Annotated in this window: 14 protein-coding genes; 6 read left to right on the top strand and 8 right to left on the bottom strand. The window is 70.4% G+C overall.

Going from position 1 to position 16,223, the window contains the following annotated elements; translation table 11 throughout:
• Positions 1-5 precede the first annotated feature (5 nt).
• The 3 genes from AB5J49_RS30655 to AB5J49_RS30665 form a co-directional block, all read right to left on the bottom strand.
• On the bottom strand, positions 6-3,875 hold the full coding sequence (locus AB5J49_RS30655; RefSeq protein WP_369172100.1) for a hypothetical protein: 3,870 nt from the start codon (positions 3,873-3,875) through the stop codon (positions 6-8).
• Positions 3,872-4,342, bottom strand: a complete 471-nt coding sequence (locus AB5J49_RS30660; protein WP_369172101.1) for a hypothetical protein — start codon at positions 4,340-4,342, stop codon at positions 3,872-3,874. Before AB5J49_RS30660 ends, AB5J49_RS30655 begins: the two co-directional genes overlap by 4 nt.
• 287 nt (positions 4,343-4,629) lie before the next feature.
• Positions 4,630-6,297 (bottom strand): fumarate hydratase, encoded by a 1,668-nt coding sequence (locus tag AB5J49_RS30665; protein ID WP_369172102.1) that lies wholly within the window; start codon positions 6,295-6,297, stop codon positions 4,630-4,632.
• Between the two features lie 164 nt (positions 6,298-6,461).
• Between AB5J49_RS30665 and AB5J49_RS30670 the strand changes: the two genes are divergently transcribed.
• Both AB5J49_RS30670 and AB5J49_RS30675 read left to right on the top strand, forming a co-directional pair.
• Entirely contained in the window at positions 6,462-7,166 is a 705-nt protein-coding gene (locus AB5J49_RS30670; protein WP_369172103.1) for a DUF1707 domain-containing protein, read from the top strand.
• Positions 7,167-7,340: 174 nt separating this feature from the next.
• Positions 7,341-7,718, top strand: a complete 378-nt coding sequence (locus AB5J49_RS30675; protein ID WP_301997183.1) for a WhiB family transcriptional regulator — start codon at positions 7,341-7,343, stop codon at positions 7,716-7,718.
• A gap of 169 nt (positions 7,719-7,887) precedes the next feature.
• On the opposite strand, the gene glpX is transcribed toward AB5J49_RS30675, so the two are convergent.
• On the bottom strand, positions 7,888-8,925 hold the full coding sequence (gene glpX, locus AB5J49_RS30680) for a class II fructose-bisphosphatase (protein ID WP_369172104.1): 1,038 nt from the start codon (positions 8,923-8,925) through the stop codon (positions 7,888-7,890).
• A 126-nt stretch (positions 8,926-9,051) separates the two neighbouring features.
• Between glpX and AB5J49_RS30685 the strand changes: the two genes are divergently transcribed.
• Entirely contained in the window at positions 9,052-9,573 is a 522-nt protein-coding gene (locus AB5J49_RS30685) for a DUF4245 domain-containing protein (RefSeq protein WP_369172105.1), read from the top strand.
• A 98-nt stretch (positions 9,574-9,671) separates the two neighbouring features.
• On the opposite strand, the gene AB5J49_RS30690 is transcribed toward AB5J49_RS30685, so the two are convergent.
• The 3 genes from AB5J49_RS30690 to xseA form a co-directional block, all read right to left on the bottom strand.
• Positions 9,672-10,262: a malonic semialdehyde reductase gene (locus AB5J49_RS30690; protein ID WP_369172106.1), complete on the bottom strand. Its 591-nt coding sequence runs from the start codon at positions 10,260-10,262 to the stop codon at positions 9,672-9,674.
• Between the two features lie 156 nt (positions 10,263-10,418).
• Positions 10,419-10,664 carry an exodeoxyribonuclease VII small subunit gene (locus tag AB5J49_RS30695; protein WP_369172107.1) on the bottom strand — a complete coding sequence of 82 codons (246 nt, stop codon included), beginning with the start codon at positions 10,662-10,664 and terminating at the stop codon, positions 10,419-10,421.
• A 9-nt stretch (positions 10,665-10,673) separates the two neighbouring features.
• Positions 10,674-11,927 carry an exodeoxyribonuclease VII large subunit gene (gene xseA / locus AB5J49_RS30700; protein WP_369172108.1) on the bottom strand — a complete coding sequence of 418 codons (1,254 nt, stop codon included), beginning with the start codon at positions 11,925-11,927 and terminating at the stop codon, positions 10,674-10,676.
• A 199-nt stretch (positions 11,928-12,126) separates the two neighbouring features.
• Between xseA and AB5J49_RS30705 the strand changes: the two genes are divergently transcribed.
• Both AB5J49_RS30705 and ppgK read left to right on the top strand, forming a co-directional pair.
• Positions 12,127-13,155 carry a 4-hydroxy-3-methylbut-2-enyl diphosphate reductase gene (locus AB5J49_RS30705; RefSeq protein WP_369172109.1) on the top strand — a complete coding sequence of 343 codons (1,029 nt, stop codon included), beginning with the start codon at positions 12,127-12,129 and terminating at the stop codon, positions 13,153-13,155.
• 29 nt (positions 13,156-13,184) lie between these two features.
• Positions 13,185-13,934, top strand: a complete 750-nt coding sequence (ppgK, locus tag AB5J49_RS30710; protein WP_369172110.1) for a polyphosphate--glucose phosphotransferase — start codon at positions 13,185-13,187, stop codon at positions 13,932-13,934.
• Positions 13,935-13,985: 51 nt separating this feature from the next.
• On the opposite strand, the gene AB5J49_RS30715 is transcribed toward ppgK, so the two are convergent.
• Complete coding sequence (locus tag AB5J49_RS30715) at positions 13,986-14,594, bottom strand: DUF6542 domain-containing protein (protein WP_369172111.1); 609 nt, start codon at positions 14,592-14,594, stop codon at positions 13,986-13,988.
• Between the two features lie 476 nt (positions 14,595-15,070).
• Between AB5J49_RS30715 and ychF the strand changes: the two genes are divergently transcribed.
• The gene (ychF, locus tag AB5J49_RS30720; RefSeq protein WP_369172112.1) at positions 15,071-16,159 is read left to right on the top strand and encodes a redox-regulated ATPase YchF; all 1,089 of its coding nucleotides are present in this window, start codon (positions 15,071-15,073) and stop codon (positions 16,157-16,159) included.
• The last annotated feature ends 64 nt before the right edge of the window (positions 16,160-16,223 follow it).

Below are 16,223 nucleotides of genomic sequence, written 5' to 3' on the forward strand. Positions count from 1 at the left end.
GGCCGTCAGCCCTCGCAGGGCGGTTCGTACGCCAGGTCCGGCGACACGTACCGCTTCCACAGGGCCCGGGTCATGGCGTGCCGGGTCGAGGCGCACAGCATCGTCCGGGCACGGCCGGTGTCGGTCTGCCACAGGCGTACGGTTCCGTCCGCGCCGCCGGTGATGAGGTGGCCGCCGCGTGCGCTGTGGACCAGCGCGTACACGGCTCCGCCGTGGCCGTTGACCGGATAGCCGTACGCGCCGGCGCGGGCCGGATCGGAGACGTCCCACAGCCGGATCTGGCCGATGGCGTTCCCGCTGGCGAGCAGGGTGCCGTCGGGGGAGAAACCGACGCTGTTCGCGATGCCTCCGCTGAGAAGGGGGTCCCCGACGGCGGTCGGTGAGCTGGGCCGGGAGACGTCCCACAGCCGGACCTTGCTGTCCCCGCCGCCGATCGCTATAAGCCGCGCCCGGGGGCTGGCCGCGAGGGAGAAGGCGATCTGGGGTTGGGTGAACCGCTCACCGGTCAGGGAAGGCGCTTCGCCGTCGACGGTACGCCAGACACGCAGGTAGCCGGCGGTGTCGGCGGTGTAGAAGTAGCCCCCTTGGGGGGCGGCGGCCAGGCCCCTGAGCGGCAGAGGCTGCCCCCGTACCTCGCTGTCGCCCTGGGGGGCCGGCCGACTGGGGTCGGAGACGTCCCAGGCCCGCAGCCCGCCTGCTTGGTCGCCTCTGAGGACCAGGGTGGTGGCGACCAGCGAGCGCCCGCCCGGGTCGAAGGCCAGGGCCCCGACCGTTTTCGTCTGGCCGGGCAGCGCCGCGCCGACCGGCAGTGGCCGAGCCGGAGCCGATACGTCCCGCAGCCGTACGTCGCCGCCGAAGTCCCCGGTGGCCAGCAGAGGGCTTCGGGACGGACCGGGCCGGAAGGCGACGGCGTTGACGGTCGCACGCAGCGCTGGGAGATTCCCCAGCCGGGTGAGACGGGTGGGGTCGGAGACGTCCCAGAGGGTGACCTGGTTGCCGGACGCGGCCGCCAGCAGCCGTCCGTCGGATGTCACCGCCATCGACTCGACGCTCTGGCCCCCGCTCAGGACGCTCAGCGTGGCAGGCAGCCGCCACAGCAGCACCCTGCCGTCGGCCGCACTGCTGGCGAGGGTGCGGCCGGTGGCGTCGAAGGCGAGGTTGTTGACCATGGTGGTGTGTCCGCGCAGGGGAGGGCCGAGCGCCCTGGTGAAGCCGGGCGCTCCCACGTTCCACAGGTTGATGGCCCCGGAGTTGTCCCCGGTGGCCAGGATCCGCCCGTCCGGGCTGAAGGCGACCGAAGCGACCGGGCTGCTGAGGAAGAGTGTGTTCGCCACCTTCGGGCGGCGTGGGTCTGACACGTCCCAGACGATGGTCCGGTTGTCGCTCGCGGCACTGGCCAGCGTCCGCCCGTCGGGACTGTAAGCCACCCGGTTGACGATGTTGTCGCCGTGGCCGCCGAGATCACCGCCGAGTGCCTTGGGGCGGGCCGGATCCGAGACGTCCCACAGCCGGAGCAGCCTCGACCGGGAGGTGCTCGGCCCGGTGCCGCCGCCGACGGCCAGTGTGTCGCCGTCCGTGCTGAAGGCGGTGGACGAGATGACCTGCCTCACCACGGAGTGGACCGTGCTCAGCCGACGGGGCTGCCTCGGCTCGGCCACGTCCCACAACTCGACGGTGCCGGTCGGTGTCGCACCGCCCTGGTAGTACGTCGACACGGCCAGCGTCCGCCCGTCGGGGCTGAACCGCAGACTCCACACCAGCCCTTTCGACACCGGCACCAAGGGTGAGAGGGCCACCGGGCGCCGGGCGTCGGAGACGTCGTACATGCGTAGGTTCCCGCCGTCGCCGAGGGCCAGCAGATCGCCCCGCTCGTTGAACGCGGTCGGTCCCGTCAGTCCGTTGCCCGTCTTGATCGAGCCGGTGAGCGGGGCCGGGCGGGTGGGATCCGAGGCATCCCAGATCCGCAGCCTGCCCGTGCCGGTGGCGAGCCGGCCCTTCGGACCGAAGCTGACCGAGTTCACGGTGTCGAAACGCTTCGGCAGCGGGGTGGCGTGAATCGCCCCCGCCCCCTGCATCAGCCGCGTGCGCAGTGCGGCCGTCGGCCGCATCCGGTACGCGATGAGGTCGAGCTGCGCGGCCAGGGCGCTGTCGGTCTCGCGCTGGCGGTCCGCCTCGGCGGTCACCCGGTCGAAGATCGCGGCGTCGCGCTGGGCGAGCGCCTCGCTCCTGCGGTCGAAGGCGAACGCCGCCAGCCCCGAAGCGAGCAGCATCAGGACGACGATCGTCGCGATCGCGCCGCGCCGGATCAGCCGGGCGCGCCGGTGCTGCCCCTGTGAGGCGGCGAGGAACGCGGTGGCAAGGGGCGGGACATCGTGCCGGTGGTCCGTGGCCCAGGTCCGGGCCCGTTCCAGCCGGATGCCCCGGTACAGGAACGTGGAGTCGCCGCGGCCGGCGTTGTCCCAGGCGGCGGCGGCTTCCTCCACTTCCTGGCGGATCACGCCGTGCTGACCGGCCGCCTTGATCCAGTCGCGCAGCTCCTTCCAGGCCCACAGCAGCGCTTCGTGGGTGACCTCCACGGTGGCCTCGTTGTGCGCGACGCCCCGGGTGAGCAGCCGCGCCTCGGTGAACCGGTCGGCCAGCTCGTCGACCGCCGTCGGGTCGGTGGCCGTACGCCGCAGGTCGCGCAGGGTGCGGCGGCGACGGGACACCTCGCCGTTCTCACCGATCCTGACCAGGCCGAGGAAGAACGGCCGGGCCGCCGCCCTCGCGGCCGGGGTCAGCTGCCGGAACACGTTCCGCGCGGTGGTCTCGATCGCGCCGTCGATGCCGCCGGTGTCGCGGTAACTGTCCATGGTGAGCGTGTCGCCCCTGCGGCCCAGCCAGGTGCGCTCCAACGCGTGGGCGAGCAGCGGCAGTTGGCCGGCGCCGTAGGCGGTGTCCTCGTCCCGCCAGGCCGTGCCGCGCAGGTCGCGCAGGATCAGGTCGACGAGTCCCTGCCCGAACTTGAGGCCGCACCGGGCGGCCGGGAGGGTCACGGCCTTGCGCACGTCCTGCTCGTCCATCGGGCCGACGATGACCTGATGGGCGTCCAGGACGTCGCGCAGATACGGGAAGGCGAGACAGGAGCCGTAGTGGTCCGCGCGCAGGCCGTAGACGGCGAGGGCGACGGGTTCGGCGGTCTCGGTGCCTTCGGTCAGTGCGGCGAGCGCCGCCACGAACCGGTGGCGCGCGGGCTCGTCCTCGCAGGCCGTGAACAGCTCCTCGAACTGGTCGACGACGAGCACCAGCCGTTCGCCCGGCGCCAGGCGGAGCCGCTCCCGCACCAGTTGGGGGAGGGCATCCAGCTCATCCTCCACGGCCTGACCGATCACCGCCTCGTCGGCCCCGGCGACCTGCGCGAGGCCGGCGGACAGTGCCCTGAGCGGGTCGGACGTCGGCGTGAACAGCAACTGCCGCCACGTCGCCGAGCCCTCGATCTGCCCCTTGGCCAGCTCCCACAGCAGCCCGGCCCGCAGCACCGAGGACTTGCCCGCACCGGACGGCGCGACGACGGCCAGCGGTTTGTGCTCCCTCAGGCACCCCCGGAGCATGGCCAGTACCTGGCTGACCACGTCCTCCCGCCCGAAGAACCACTCCGCCTCGTCCAGCCGGAACGCCCGCATCCCGGGATACGGGCACACATGGACGGTCGCCGGGCCGGCCGTCCGGTCGTACTCCTCACCGGCGTGGTGGTAGTGATCGTGCCGGTGGCTGTTCACATCGCCCTGCACGACGATCATGCTCCGGGCGGACTGGTAGACGGTGCCGTGCTCGGTCGCCTCGGCGCGCAGCGCCACCTCCACCGGCCGCTCCCGGGGGCGGTCCGGGGAGGTCATGTCGGCTTGACGTGCATGTCACGGCCGGCTTGATAGACCGTTCCGCCGTCCTTCGCCTCGGCCCGCATGTCGATGCGCTGCGCCGGGGCGCCGCCCGGTTCGCCCTGTGCTGCCTGTTCCCCTTGTCCGGCTTGATCGGCTTGATCGGCTTGATCGGCTTGCTCGGCGGCGAGTTCATCGACGAGGGCGGTGAGCGCCCGGCGGGCCGCCGGTTCGGCGTCGAGCAGAGCGCGGAAACGCTCCTGCCATGCCTCGACGAGCCGGGACTCCTCCTCGTCGCTCGGCGAGCCGCGCAGTACGTCGAGGGCGGCGTCCGTCGCGGAGACGGCGGCTTCCTCCTCGTCCGGGCGATGCCGCCGCCACACGCCTACGATCAGCTCGCGTACCCGTGCCCAGGCATCGGTGGCGAGCGAACTCACCACCGTGTTGGCGGCCGTCGTCGCCAGGACGGCCAACTGCTCTTCCATGAGCGTCCCCCGTGTTCCCCGCGTGACTGCTGTCCACTACTGAGTCAACTGCTGAGCCAACTGCCCTGCGCAGTCTGACAGTTACCCATCGTCCAGTGTGGGGAAGCGGAGGAGGGATGTGCGAGGGAACGGCTGTGAGGAAACCGTGAACGGGGGTCCAGGGGGCGGCAGCCCCCTGGCGGGGTCGAAGGGGCGGCAGCCCCTTCAGGATGGGACGGGTAGGGGCGGGGGGGGCGCAGGATCCATCAGTGGCTTCGCCACGGGCCGTCCCCGCCGCCCCGCAGGCACTACGCCAGTCCCGGCCCCCGCACCGGAATCGACGTGAACGTCGGCGCGGGCGCCGGGTCCTGGAAGAAGTCGTTGCCCTTGTCGTCGACCACGATGAACGCCGGGAAGGCCTCGACCTCGATCTTCCAGACGGCCTCCATGCCGAGCTCCTCGTACTCGACGACCTCGACCTTCTTGATGCAGTCCTGGGCGAGACGGGCGGCGGGCCCGCCGATCGAGCCCAGGTAGAAGCCGCCGTGGGTGCCGCACGCGTCGGTGACCTGCTTGCTGCGGTTGCCCTTCGCCAGCATCACCTTGGAGCCGCCCGCGGCCTGGAACTGCTCGACGTAGGAGTCCATACGGCCGGCCGTCGTCGGGCCGAAGGAGCCGGACGCGTAGCCCTCGGGAGTCTTCGCCGGACCGGCGTAGTACACCGGGTGGTCCTTCAGGTACTGCGGCATCTCCTCGCCCGCGTCCAGCCGCTCCTTGATCTTGGCGTGCGCGATGTCGCGGGCGACGACCAGCGGGCCGGTGAGCGAGAGCCGGGTCTTCACCGGGTACTTGGTGAGCTCCGCGAGGATGTCGTCCATCGGCTGGTTGAGGTCGATCTTGACGACGTCGCCGGCCTCGTCGAGGTGCTCGTCCGTCGTTTCCGGCAGGAAGCGCGCCGGGTCCGTCTCCAGCTGCTCCAGGAAGACGCCCTCAGCGGTGATCTTCGCGACGGCCTGCCGGTCGGCCGAACAGGAGACGGCGATGGCGACCGGGCAGGACGCGCCATGCCGCGGCAGCCGCACCACGCGCACGTCGTGGCAGAAGTACTTGCCGCCGAACTGCGCGCCGATCCCGATCTTCTGCGTCAGCTCGAAGACCTTCTCCTCCAGCTCCTTGTCCCGGAAGCCGTGGCCCAGCTCGGAGCCCTCGGCCGGGATCTCGTCCAGGTAGTGCGCGGAGGCGTACTTGGCGGTCTTCAGGGCGTACTCGGCGGACGTACCGCCCACGACGATCGCCAGGTGGTACGGCGGGCAGGCGGCCGTACCCAGCGAACGGATCTTCTCCTCCAGGAACTTCATCATGGAGGCCTCGTTCAGGACGGCCTTCGTCTCCTGGTAGAGGAACGACTTGTTGGCCGAGCCGCCGCCCTTCGCCATGAAGAGGAACTTGTAGGCGCCGCCGTCGGTGGCGTACAGCTCGATCTGCGCGGGCAGGTTGGAGCCGGTGTTCTTCTCCTCCCACATGGTGAGCGGAGCCATCTGCGAGTAGCGCAGGTTGAGGTTCAGGTACGCGTCGTAGATGCCGCGGCTGAGCGCCTCCTCGTCCCCGCCCTCGGTCAGCACGTTCTGGCCGCGCTTGCCCATCACGATCGCCGTACCGGTGTCCTGGCACATGGGGAGCACGCCGGCGGCCGCGATGTTCGCGTTCTTCAGCAGGTCCAGGGCGACGAACTTGTCGTTGCTCGACGCCTCGGGGTCGTCGATGATGCGCCGCAGCTGAGCCAGGTGGGCGGGCCGCAGATAGTGCTGGATGTCGTGGATGGCCTCCTCGGCCAGCTTGCGCAGCGCCTCGGGCTCGACCTTGAGGAACGTCCGCCCGTCGGCCTCGAAGGCGGAGACACCCTCGGAGGTCACCAGCCGGTACGGGGTGGTGTCCTCTCCCATGGGGAGCAGATCGGTGTACGCGAACTCAGGCATCTCAGCCCATTCCTCACTCGACAGACGGCAGCCGCCTCCATTGGCGGCCTCATCAGCGTAGAACCTGTCCAGGGCCGGGAGCTTGTGAGGTAAGGCTCAGTTGGGCATCATGTTCGTCATCCACAGGGGTATCGCGATCTATCGTGTTTGGGTACGCTCTTGCCGTGGACCTTCAGAAGCGCCCTGCGCCCACCGTCTCCGATGCCACCGAGCCCCGCGCCACCGAACTCCGCGCCTCCGACGCCGATCGCGACCGGATCGCCGACATCCTGCGCGACGCCCTGGCCGAGGGCCGCCTCACCGCCGAGGAGCACGCCGAGCGCGTCGAGGGCGTGCTGACGGCGAAGACGGTCGGCGAACTGGACGTCTTCATACGGGACCTGCCCGCGGCCCACGCGCGCCGCGCACCCCATGGGCCCGCCCCCAGCCGCCCCGCCCCCGGCGCGATCCCGGCCGACCCCGACGACAACGTGGTCGCGGTCTTCAGTAGCGCCGTCCGCCGGGGCCGCTGGCGCCCGGGCCGCCGCATCCATGCGTACGCGATCTTCGGCACCGTGGAGATAGACCTCAGCGAGGCGCTCTTCGCGTACCAGCACGTCGTGATCCGGGCGATCTCGGTCTTCGGCAACATCGAGGTCCGCGTCCCGGAGAACGTCTCGCTGCGCGGCACGGGCGGCGGTGTCCTCGGCAACTTCGAGGTGGACCACGTCGACGCGGAGGATCCCGAGGCGCCGGTCGTCCATGTCGACGGCTGGGCCGTGCTCGGCAACATCGAGGGCCGGCCGAAGCGGGGGAAGATCGTCGCGGACATCCTCGATCGCGTTCAGCGCAAGGTCGACAAGAGTTTGCGCAAGCATCTGGATCATTGACGGTTGTGAATCGACCGCCTTCGTCCCGGCTCCGCGGCCGTCCCGGGCGCCCCACAGCGGTGCGCGGGACCCCTCGAAATCCAGCGGTTCGGAACTGACTGCATAGGCGCGCGTACAGCGGGTAGACCTTGCTGCATCGTCTCTCGCTCGCGAAGCCGTCGTCAGGAGTAGACCGTGCTGCAACCGCCGCATTCGTCCCTGCAGGTAGCTGCCGTTCCGGCCCAGCGGGTGCCAGTGCGAGACAGGGACCAAGACGCCCCGTGGCATACAGAAGCCGTGTGCCGCCGCGACGAGGCCGGCCTGTTCTTCGCCCCCTCAAAGGAGCCGACCGCGGCCCGCCTCTCCCGCGAGGAGGCGGCCAAGCGAGTCTGCGCCCGCTGTCCGGTCATGGTCGAGTGCCGCGAACATGCCCTGCTCCAGCCCGAACCGTACGGCGTCTGGGGCGGCCTGACCGCAGCGGAACGCCGAGTGGTCCTGGCAAGGCGCCGCCGCCGCGAAATGGAACTGAAGAAGGCGACGAGGACGGCAGACCGCATAGCGCAGGCAGGCTGAGAAGCAAAAAGGATCAAAAAGGAATGGGCGCCCCCTCCGCACCGGGGGCGCCCTTTCAACGCCGGGGGAGCCGGCCGACCAAAGGGGCGCGGGGCACTGCGCGACCAGCCACGTACAAACCGCGGTCGCCGACTATCCGCACTCCCGAGCTCCCAGGCGCACGCGCTCCCTACTTCGCGCGGTCGAAATCGATCGCGCTGTAGGCCCGCAGCTTGCTCAGCCGGTGCTCGGAGTCGATCCTGCGCACCGTCCCCGACTTCGACCGCATCACGATCGAGTCGGTGGTCGCGATCTCCGACCGGTACCGCACACCCCGCAGCAGCTCACCGTCGGTGATCCCGGTCGCGACGAAGAACACGTTGTCCCCGGCGACCAGGTCATCGGTGAGCAGCACCCGGTCGAGGTCGTGCCCGGCGTCGACCGCCCGCTGCCGCTCCTCGTCGTCCTTCGGCCACAGCTTGCCCTGGATGGTTCCGCCGAGGCACTTCACGGCACAGGCCGAGATGATCCCCTCCGGCGTACCGCCGATGCCGAGCAGCATGTCGACGCCGGTGCCCTCACGCAGTGCGTAGATGGACCCCGCGACATCGCCGTCGGAGATCAGCTTGATGCGCGCACCGGCATCCCGGATCTCCTTGATGATGCCCTCGTGGCGAGGCCGGTCGAGGATGACGACGGTGACGTCCTCCGGCGTGGCCCGCTTCGCCTTCGCGACCCGGCGGATGTTCACGGACACGGGCGCGTCGATGTCGACGAAGTCGGCGGCTTCGGGGCCGGTGACCAGCTTGTCCATGTAGAAGACGGCGGACGGGTCGAACATGGACCCCCGGTCGGCCGCGGCCAGCACGGCGATCGCGTTGGGCATGCCCTTGGCGGTCAGCGTGGTCCCGTCGATCGGGTCGACGGCGATGTCGCACTCCGGCCCGGTCCCGTCGCCGACACGCTCCCCGTTGAAGAGCATCGGCGCTTCGTCCTTCTCGCCCTCGCCGATGACGACGACGCCGTTCATCGACACGGTGGAGACGAGGGTCCGCATGGCGCGCACCGCGGCACCGTCGGCGCCGTTCTTGTCGCCGCGGCCCACCCAGCGGCCCGCGGCCATCGCCGCCGCTTCGGTCACGCGGACCAGTTCCAGGGCGAGGTTGCGGTCGGGGGCTTCACTGGGTACTTCGAGCTCGGACGGCAAATGATGATGATTCTCGGTCATCGGAGCGCACCTTTCTGATACGACGACGGCCGGATGAGGGTGACCGCCCTGACTCTATCCTCGGGCGCGCAGAATGAGCAGGGGGCCCCACGGATGAGCAGGCGGGGCACCTGCGACGATAGGCGCGTGGCAGGTTCGAACGGCAAGCAGAAGTCGGTCCGCAACATGGTCCTCTCCCTGGGAGTCACCGTGCTCGCGGCGGGAGTCATCTATACCTTCGTACCCCATGAGGACGGCACTCCCGACCTCCCGCGGGTCGACTACCGCGTCGAGCTGCTCACGGCCCGCCGCGCGGCGTCCTACCCCGTGGTCGCACCCCAGGGGCTGCCCGACACCTGGAAGGCGACGTCCGTCCGCTTCAAGGGCGACGACTTCGACGCCTGGCACCTCGGCTTCCGCACCCCGGGCGGGGAGTACGTACAGGTCGAGCAGTCGGCCGAGAAGCCGGCGACGTTCCTGGAGGAGGCCACCCAGGGCGGACAGGCGACCGAGGTCACCGAGGAGATCGGCGACCGGACGTGGACGCGGTACACGGGCGGCCGCTACGACGCGCTCGTGCACCGGGAGAAGGGCGCGACCACCGTGGTGGCGGGCACGGGGTCGTTCGAGCAGCTGACGCAGATGGCGAAGGCGCTCAAGGCGGAGTGACCGTCCGCGCACGACCTGGCTGACGACGAAAGGCCCCCGGCGATCGCCGGGGGCCTTTCGCGTGCGCGGGATCGGTGCCCGCTGGGTGCTCGGGTCGGTCAGACCGTGGTGATGACCTGGTCGAACTCCAGGCGCGGGGAGCGCGGGTACCAGGCGTCGGGGCCCGGCTTGCCGATGTTGACGACCATCAGCGGGGTGTGGTCGTCGTCCAGGAACTCCTTGCGGACGCCCTCGAAGTCGAAGCCGGTCATCGGGCCGGCGGCCAGCCCGGCGGCGCGGACGCCGACGATGAAGTACGCGGCCTGCAGGGAGGCGTTCAGCGCGGCGGCGTTCTCGCGGGCCGCGCGCTCGCTGAAGAAGAGGTCCTTGGCCTGCGGGAACGCCGGGAAGAGGGCCGGCAGCTCCTCGTGGAACTCGTTGTCCGCGGACAGGATCGCGACCAGCGGGGCGGCGGCGGTCTTGGCCTGGTTGCCCTCGGCCATGTGCTGCACCAGGCGCTCACGGGCCTCGGCGGAGCGGACCAGGGTGATGCGCAGCGGGGTCTGGTTGAAGGCGGTGGGGCCGTACTTGACCAGGTCGTAGATCGCCTGGACCTGCTCCTCGGTCACCGGCTCGTCGGTGAAGGTGTTCGCGGTGCGGGCCTCGCGGAACAGCAGGTCCTGGGCGGCGGAGTCAAGAACGAGAGACATGCGTGAACCTTCTCGGGGTGTGCGTCGTGCGCGTGAGACGGACCCGGGATGTAAACGGACCGGGGACCGGTTGTCGTGGTCGACGGTACGCGAGACAAGTTCAAGGTTCAACAAAAAGCAGGGTGTGGTGATCCGCCTCACAACACCGCGTCGGTGTCAGGAGCCGTCCGCACCGTCTTCCCGCCCGGCCTCGGCCTCGGCCTCCTCGGCCAGCGCCGCGTCCAGCCGCGCCCGCGCCCCGTCCAGCCAGCGCCGGCACACCTTGGACAGCTCCTCGCCCCGCTCCCACAGCGCGAGGGACTCCTCCAGCGTCGTACCGCCCGCCTCCAGCCGCCGTACGACCTCGATCAGCTCGTCCCGGGCCTGCTCGTACCCGAGGGCCTCTTCCACCTTGCTGGTCATGCGCCCACCCTATGCATCGCTACCTGCATCGCTTGATCCATCGACGCGACCGCTCGGTCCGTCGACTCGTACGGAGAACTCACCCTCGGCGACCCGCGCCCGCAGCGCCTCGTCCGCCGCCACCTCGCCCGGGTCACGGACCACATGCCCGTCGGCCTTCTGCAGCACCGCATACCCGCGCTTCAGGGTCGCCGCGGGGGAGAGGCCCACCACGCGCGCGTGCGTGTGCGTCAGCTCCGACTCGGCGCGGTCCAGGAGGTGGCCGAGGCAGCGGCGGCCGCGGTCGAGGAGGGAGGCCACGTGATCGGCGCGTTCGTCGATCATCCGGTGCGGATCCTCTATCGAGGGCCGCGCGAGGGCATGCGCGAGCCCGCGCTCCTCCCGGTCGATGTACGCCCCGACGCACCGCCGGGCCCGGTCGCGCAGCATCCGCACCCGCTCGTACTCCTCGCCCACGTCCGGCACGACCTTCTTGGCCGCGTCGGTCGGAGTGGAGGCGCGCAGGTCGGCGACGTAGTCGAGGAGGGGGTTGTCCGGCTCGTGGCCGATGGCGGACACGACCGGCGTACGACACGAGGCGACGGCCCGGACGAGCTGCTCGTCGGAGAAGGGCAGCAGATCCTCGACGCTCCCGCCCCCACGGGCGACGACGATCACATCCACGTCGTCGATCTCGTCGAGCTCCTTCACCGCCTGCACGACCTGCGGCACGGCATGCACACCCTGCACGGGGACGTTGCGCACCTCGAAGCGGACGGCGGGCCAGCGGTGGCGGGCGTTCTCCAGCACATCCCGCTCGGCGGCGGAGGCGCGCCCGCAGACCAGGCCGATCAGCTGGGGGAGGAAGGGCAGTGGCTTCTTCCGCTCCGGCGCGAACAGCCCCTCCGCGGCGAGGGCCTTCTTCAGCATCTCCAGCCGGGCGAGGAGCTCGCCGACGCCGACGGGCTTTATCTCGGTGGCGCGCAGGGAGAGCTGGCCGCGGGGGGCATACCACTCCGGCTTGGCGAGTACGACGACGCGGGCGCCCTCGCTCACCACGCCGGCGACGGCGTCGAACACCTGGCGATAGCAGGTCACGCTGACGGAGATGTCGTACGAGGGATCCCGCAACGTCAGAAACACCACGCCGGCGCCGGGCCGCCGCGACAACTGCGTGATCTGCCCCTCGACCCACACCGCCCCGAGCCGATCGATCCACCCCCCGATGAGCCGCGACACCTCACCGACGGGCAGGGGCGATTCGGGGGACGTGTTCACAGCCATGCGCCGAGCGTAACGGCCACCACCGACAACACGGCCCAGCCGAACCGGGGCCCGGCGCGGGCAGCCCCGCCGGGCCGAGACCCCACGCTCGATGCGGTGCCCCACCCGCCCCGCGTTCCCCCACCCGCACAGCCCGCCGTCAGTCTCCCCACCAACCCGTCACCCACGCGATCTTCGACCCCCCGAACGCACCCTTACGATGGGACGCATGACTGCTTCGTCTGGCCGCCGTGTCCTGCTCGCCGCCCCCCGTGGCTACTGCGCGGGTGTGGACCGCGCCGTGATCGCCGTCGAGAAAGCCCTGGAGCAGTACGGCGCTCCGGTGTACGTCCGGCACGAGATCGTCCACAACAAGTACGTCGTACAGACCCTGGAGAAGAAGGGGGCCATCTTCGTCGAGCGGACGGAGGAGGTCCCCGAGGGGAACATCGTGATGTTCTCCGCGCACGGCGTCGCCCCCGTCGTCCACGAGGAGGCCGCCCGCGGCAAGCTCGCCACCATCGACGCGACCTGCCCGCTGGTGACCAAGGTCCACAAGGAAGCCGTCCGCTTCGCCAACGAGGACTACGACATCCTCCTGATCGGGCACGAGGGCCACGAAGAGGTCATCGGTACGTCCGGCGAGGCCCCCGACCACATCCAGCTCGTCGACGGCCCGGCCGATGTCGCCAAGGTCGAGGTCCGTGACCCGTCGAAGATCGTGTGGCTGTCCCAGACCACCCTGTCCGTCGACGAGACCATGGAGACCGTCGACGCGCTGAAGGAGAAGTTCCCGCAGCTCATCTCCCCGCCCAGCGACGACATCTGCTACGCCACGCAGAACCGCCAGCTCGCGGTGAAGCAGATGGGCGCCGAGGCCGAGCTGGTCATCGTGGTCGGCTCGCGCAACTCCTCCAACTCCGTGCGCCTGGTCGAGGTCGCCAAGCTGGCCGGCTCGCGCGAGGCCTACCTCGTGGACTTCGCGAGCGAGATCGACGAGGCCTGGCTGGAGGGCGTGACGACGGTGGGCGTCACCTCCGGCGCGTCCGTCCCGGAGGTGCTCGTCGAGGAGGTCCTGGAGTGGCTCGCCCAGCGCGGCTACGGCGACGTCGAGCTCGTCAAGGCGGCCGAGGAGTCCATCACCTTCTCCCTGCCGAAGGAGCTGCGCCGCGATCTGCGCGAGGAGGCGGCGGCGCTGATCGCCGAGCGTACGGGGGCCGCGGGCGGCTTTGGCGACTCCGCGGAGTGACAGTCAGTCCGCCGTCGTAACGTAGGGCCATGCAGATCTTCGGCTTGGACATCGGTGGGTCCGGGATCAAGGGTGCCCCGGTGGACCTGGACAGGGGCGATCTCGCTCAGGAGCGCTTCAAGGTGCTCACTCCGCACCCGGCCACGCCCGACGGCGTGGCCGACGGCGTGAAGCAGGTCGTCGAGCACTACGGCTGGACAGGGCCGGTCGGGCTCACCTTCCCCGGCGTGGTCACCGACGGATCCACGATCCGTACGGCGGCCAACGTCGACAGAAACTGGATCGACACCGACGCGCGCGCGTTGTTCAGCGAGCGCCTCGGCGGCCTCCCGGTGACGGTGGTCAACGACGCGGACGCGGCCGGCGTGGCCGAGATGCACTTCGGCGCGGGCCGCGACCGCAAAGGCACCGTGATCCTCCTCACCTTCGGCACGGGCATCGGCAGCGCGCTGTTCGTCGACGGCGCCCTGGTCCCCAACACCGAGCTGGGCCACCTCGAACTGCACGGCCACGACGCCGAGAAGCGCGCCTCCAGCAAGGCCAAGGAGGACGAGGAGCTGACCTGGGAGCACTGGGCCCACCGCGTCCAGAAGTACCTCGCCCATGTCGAGATGCTGTTCTCCCCGGAGCTGTTCATCATCGGCGGCGGGGTGAGCCGGAAGTCCCACAAGTTCCTGCACTACATCGAGGGCATCAAGGCGGAGATCGTCCCGGCGCAGCTGCAGAACAACGCGGGGATCGTGGGAGCGGCGATGCGGGCGGCGGAGAAGGACAGCTGAAGGGCAGCTGGCGGGCAGCTGACGGATGGCCGACTCATGGCTGGGCGACGCTCACACCGGCCGACGGCGGGCCGCCGCCCTGCGCACCATCAGGCGGACCCTCCGTACGGTCACGATGAGACCGGTGATCAGCGTCCCCCCGTACAGCCACCCGGCCTGAGTGGCGAGGGAGGTCACGATCCCCATCAGGTGACCGCCGATCCCCCCGCCCTGGTCGGCCACCGGAACCAGCCCCACGGCGAAGGCGATCGGCACGACCACCGGCGCGGTCATGAGGTCGCCCCTGCGCACCCAGGCCGCAGCCAGCACGCACACCGGCAGGAACAGCACGCTGTACACCGCGAGCGAGGACCCGAACAGCAGCGCGTCGAGGTAGCCGAGCAGGAGCATCACGGCGCTGCAGAACAGGCCGCTGCCCAGGCCGGTGAGCCGGGGGTTGGGGAACCGGCGCACAGCCTGCGGCGCCGGGGACGGCCCCGGTCGCCGTACCGCCGCTGCCGCCGGGGCCGTACCCGGGCGGCGCTGGGAGACGGGCCGGGGCGACCGGGCGGCGGGCTCGGCGGATGCGGCGGCTCGGGACGGCCGGGCGGGGCGGGGCCTTGCCGCCGGGGCGGATCCGGGGGAACGGGGCGGCCATACGGACCGATCCGAACCGCTCACATCCCTTGCACCGCCGCCGCCCCCACCTCGCGCGAACCCGCCCGCGCCGCGCCTCGTACGACCTTCGCCCCGTTCCACACTGTCCCCGTCCGGCGCGAACCCGCGCTCACCCCGCGCGAACCCGCCCCGGTCCCGCCCCGCACCACCCCCACCCCGCGCCGCCTGTGGCGGCAACGGAGGCGGCGTACCGCGTCGCGAGTCGTACCCGGCAGGTCGCGCCCTGTCTGGCTCCACTGCACCAACCTAGGTCGGTTTATGTGGTGAATCGGCCATCAGACACGCCCTGGGGTCGACCTTGGCCACCTGTTCGAGGCGAGGGCCCTCGGCCGCCGGGGTCCGGTCGGGTACGCGGTAGTACGCCGTAGACTGGTGGATCGGCCCGTGCATCTGCATCATCTGCATCGAAGATCGAAGAAGGACCGGGCCCCAGCCCAGCCCAGCCCCCTGAAGTCCTCTCACGTACGGGAAGTCGCAACGTGTCGCTCACGATCGGAATCGTCGGTCTGCCGAATGTCGGCAAGTCGACCCTGTTCAACGCCCTGACCAAGAACGACGTGCTGGCGGCCAACTACCCGTTCGCCACGATCGAGCCGAACGTCGGCGTGGTCGGCGTCCCCGACGCCCGGCTCACCAAGTTGGCCGATATCTTCTCCTCCCAGCGCATCCTCCCCGCGACGGTCGACTTCGTCGACATCGCCGGCATCGTGCGCGGCGCCTCCGAGGGTGAGGGCCTGGGCAACAAGTTCCTCGCGAACATCCGTGAGTCCGACGCGATCTGCCAGGTCATCCGCGCCTTCAAGGACGAGAACGTCGTCCACGTCGACGGCAAGGTCTCGCCCAAGGACGACATCGAGACGATCAACACCGAGCTGATCCTCGCCGACCTCCAGACCATCGAGAAGGTCCTGCCCCGCCTCCAGAAGGAGTCGCGGATCAAGAAGGACGTCGCGCCGAAGGTCAAGGCCGTCGAGGAGGCCCAGGAGATCCTGGAGAAGGGCGACACGCTGTTCTCCGCGGGCATCGTCCAGGGCTCCGGCAACGAGGAGCTCCTGCACGACCTGCACCTCCTGACGACGAAGCCCTTCCTCTACGTCTTCAACGTGGACGAGGACGAGCTGGTTGACGAGGACTTCAAGGACGAGCAGCGTGCCCTGGTCGCCCCGGCCGAGGCGATCTTCCTCAACGCCAAGCTGGAGGCGGACCTCGCCGAGCTCGACGAGGAGGACGCGATGGAGCTGCTGGAGTCGGTGGGCGCCGAGGAGCCCGGCCTCGCGACCCTCGCCCGCGTCGGCTTCAACACCCTCGGCCTGCAGACCTACCTCACGGCCGGCCCCAAGGAATCCCGCGCCTGGACGATCAAGAAGGGCGCCACGGCCCCCGAGGCGGCCGGTGTCATCCACACCGACTTCCAGAAGGGCTTCATCAAGGCCGAGGTCATCTCCTTCGCCGACCTGGTGGAGACCGGTTCGGTGGCGGAGGCCCGCGCGAAGGGGAAGGCGCGGATGGAGGGCAAGGACTATGTGATGCAGGACGGGGACGTGGTGGAGTTCCGCTTCAACGTGTGATCGGGCCATTACCGTGCGCTAGGTGATTCGTCAAGCGTGCAGGTCAGAAGGGGTCGACCTCCGA

The organism is Streptomyces sp. R28 (assembly GCF_041052385.1).
GTDB lineage: Bacteria > Actinomycetota > Actinomycetes > Streptomycetales > Streptomycetaceae > Streptomyces.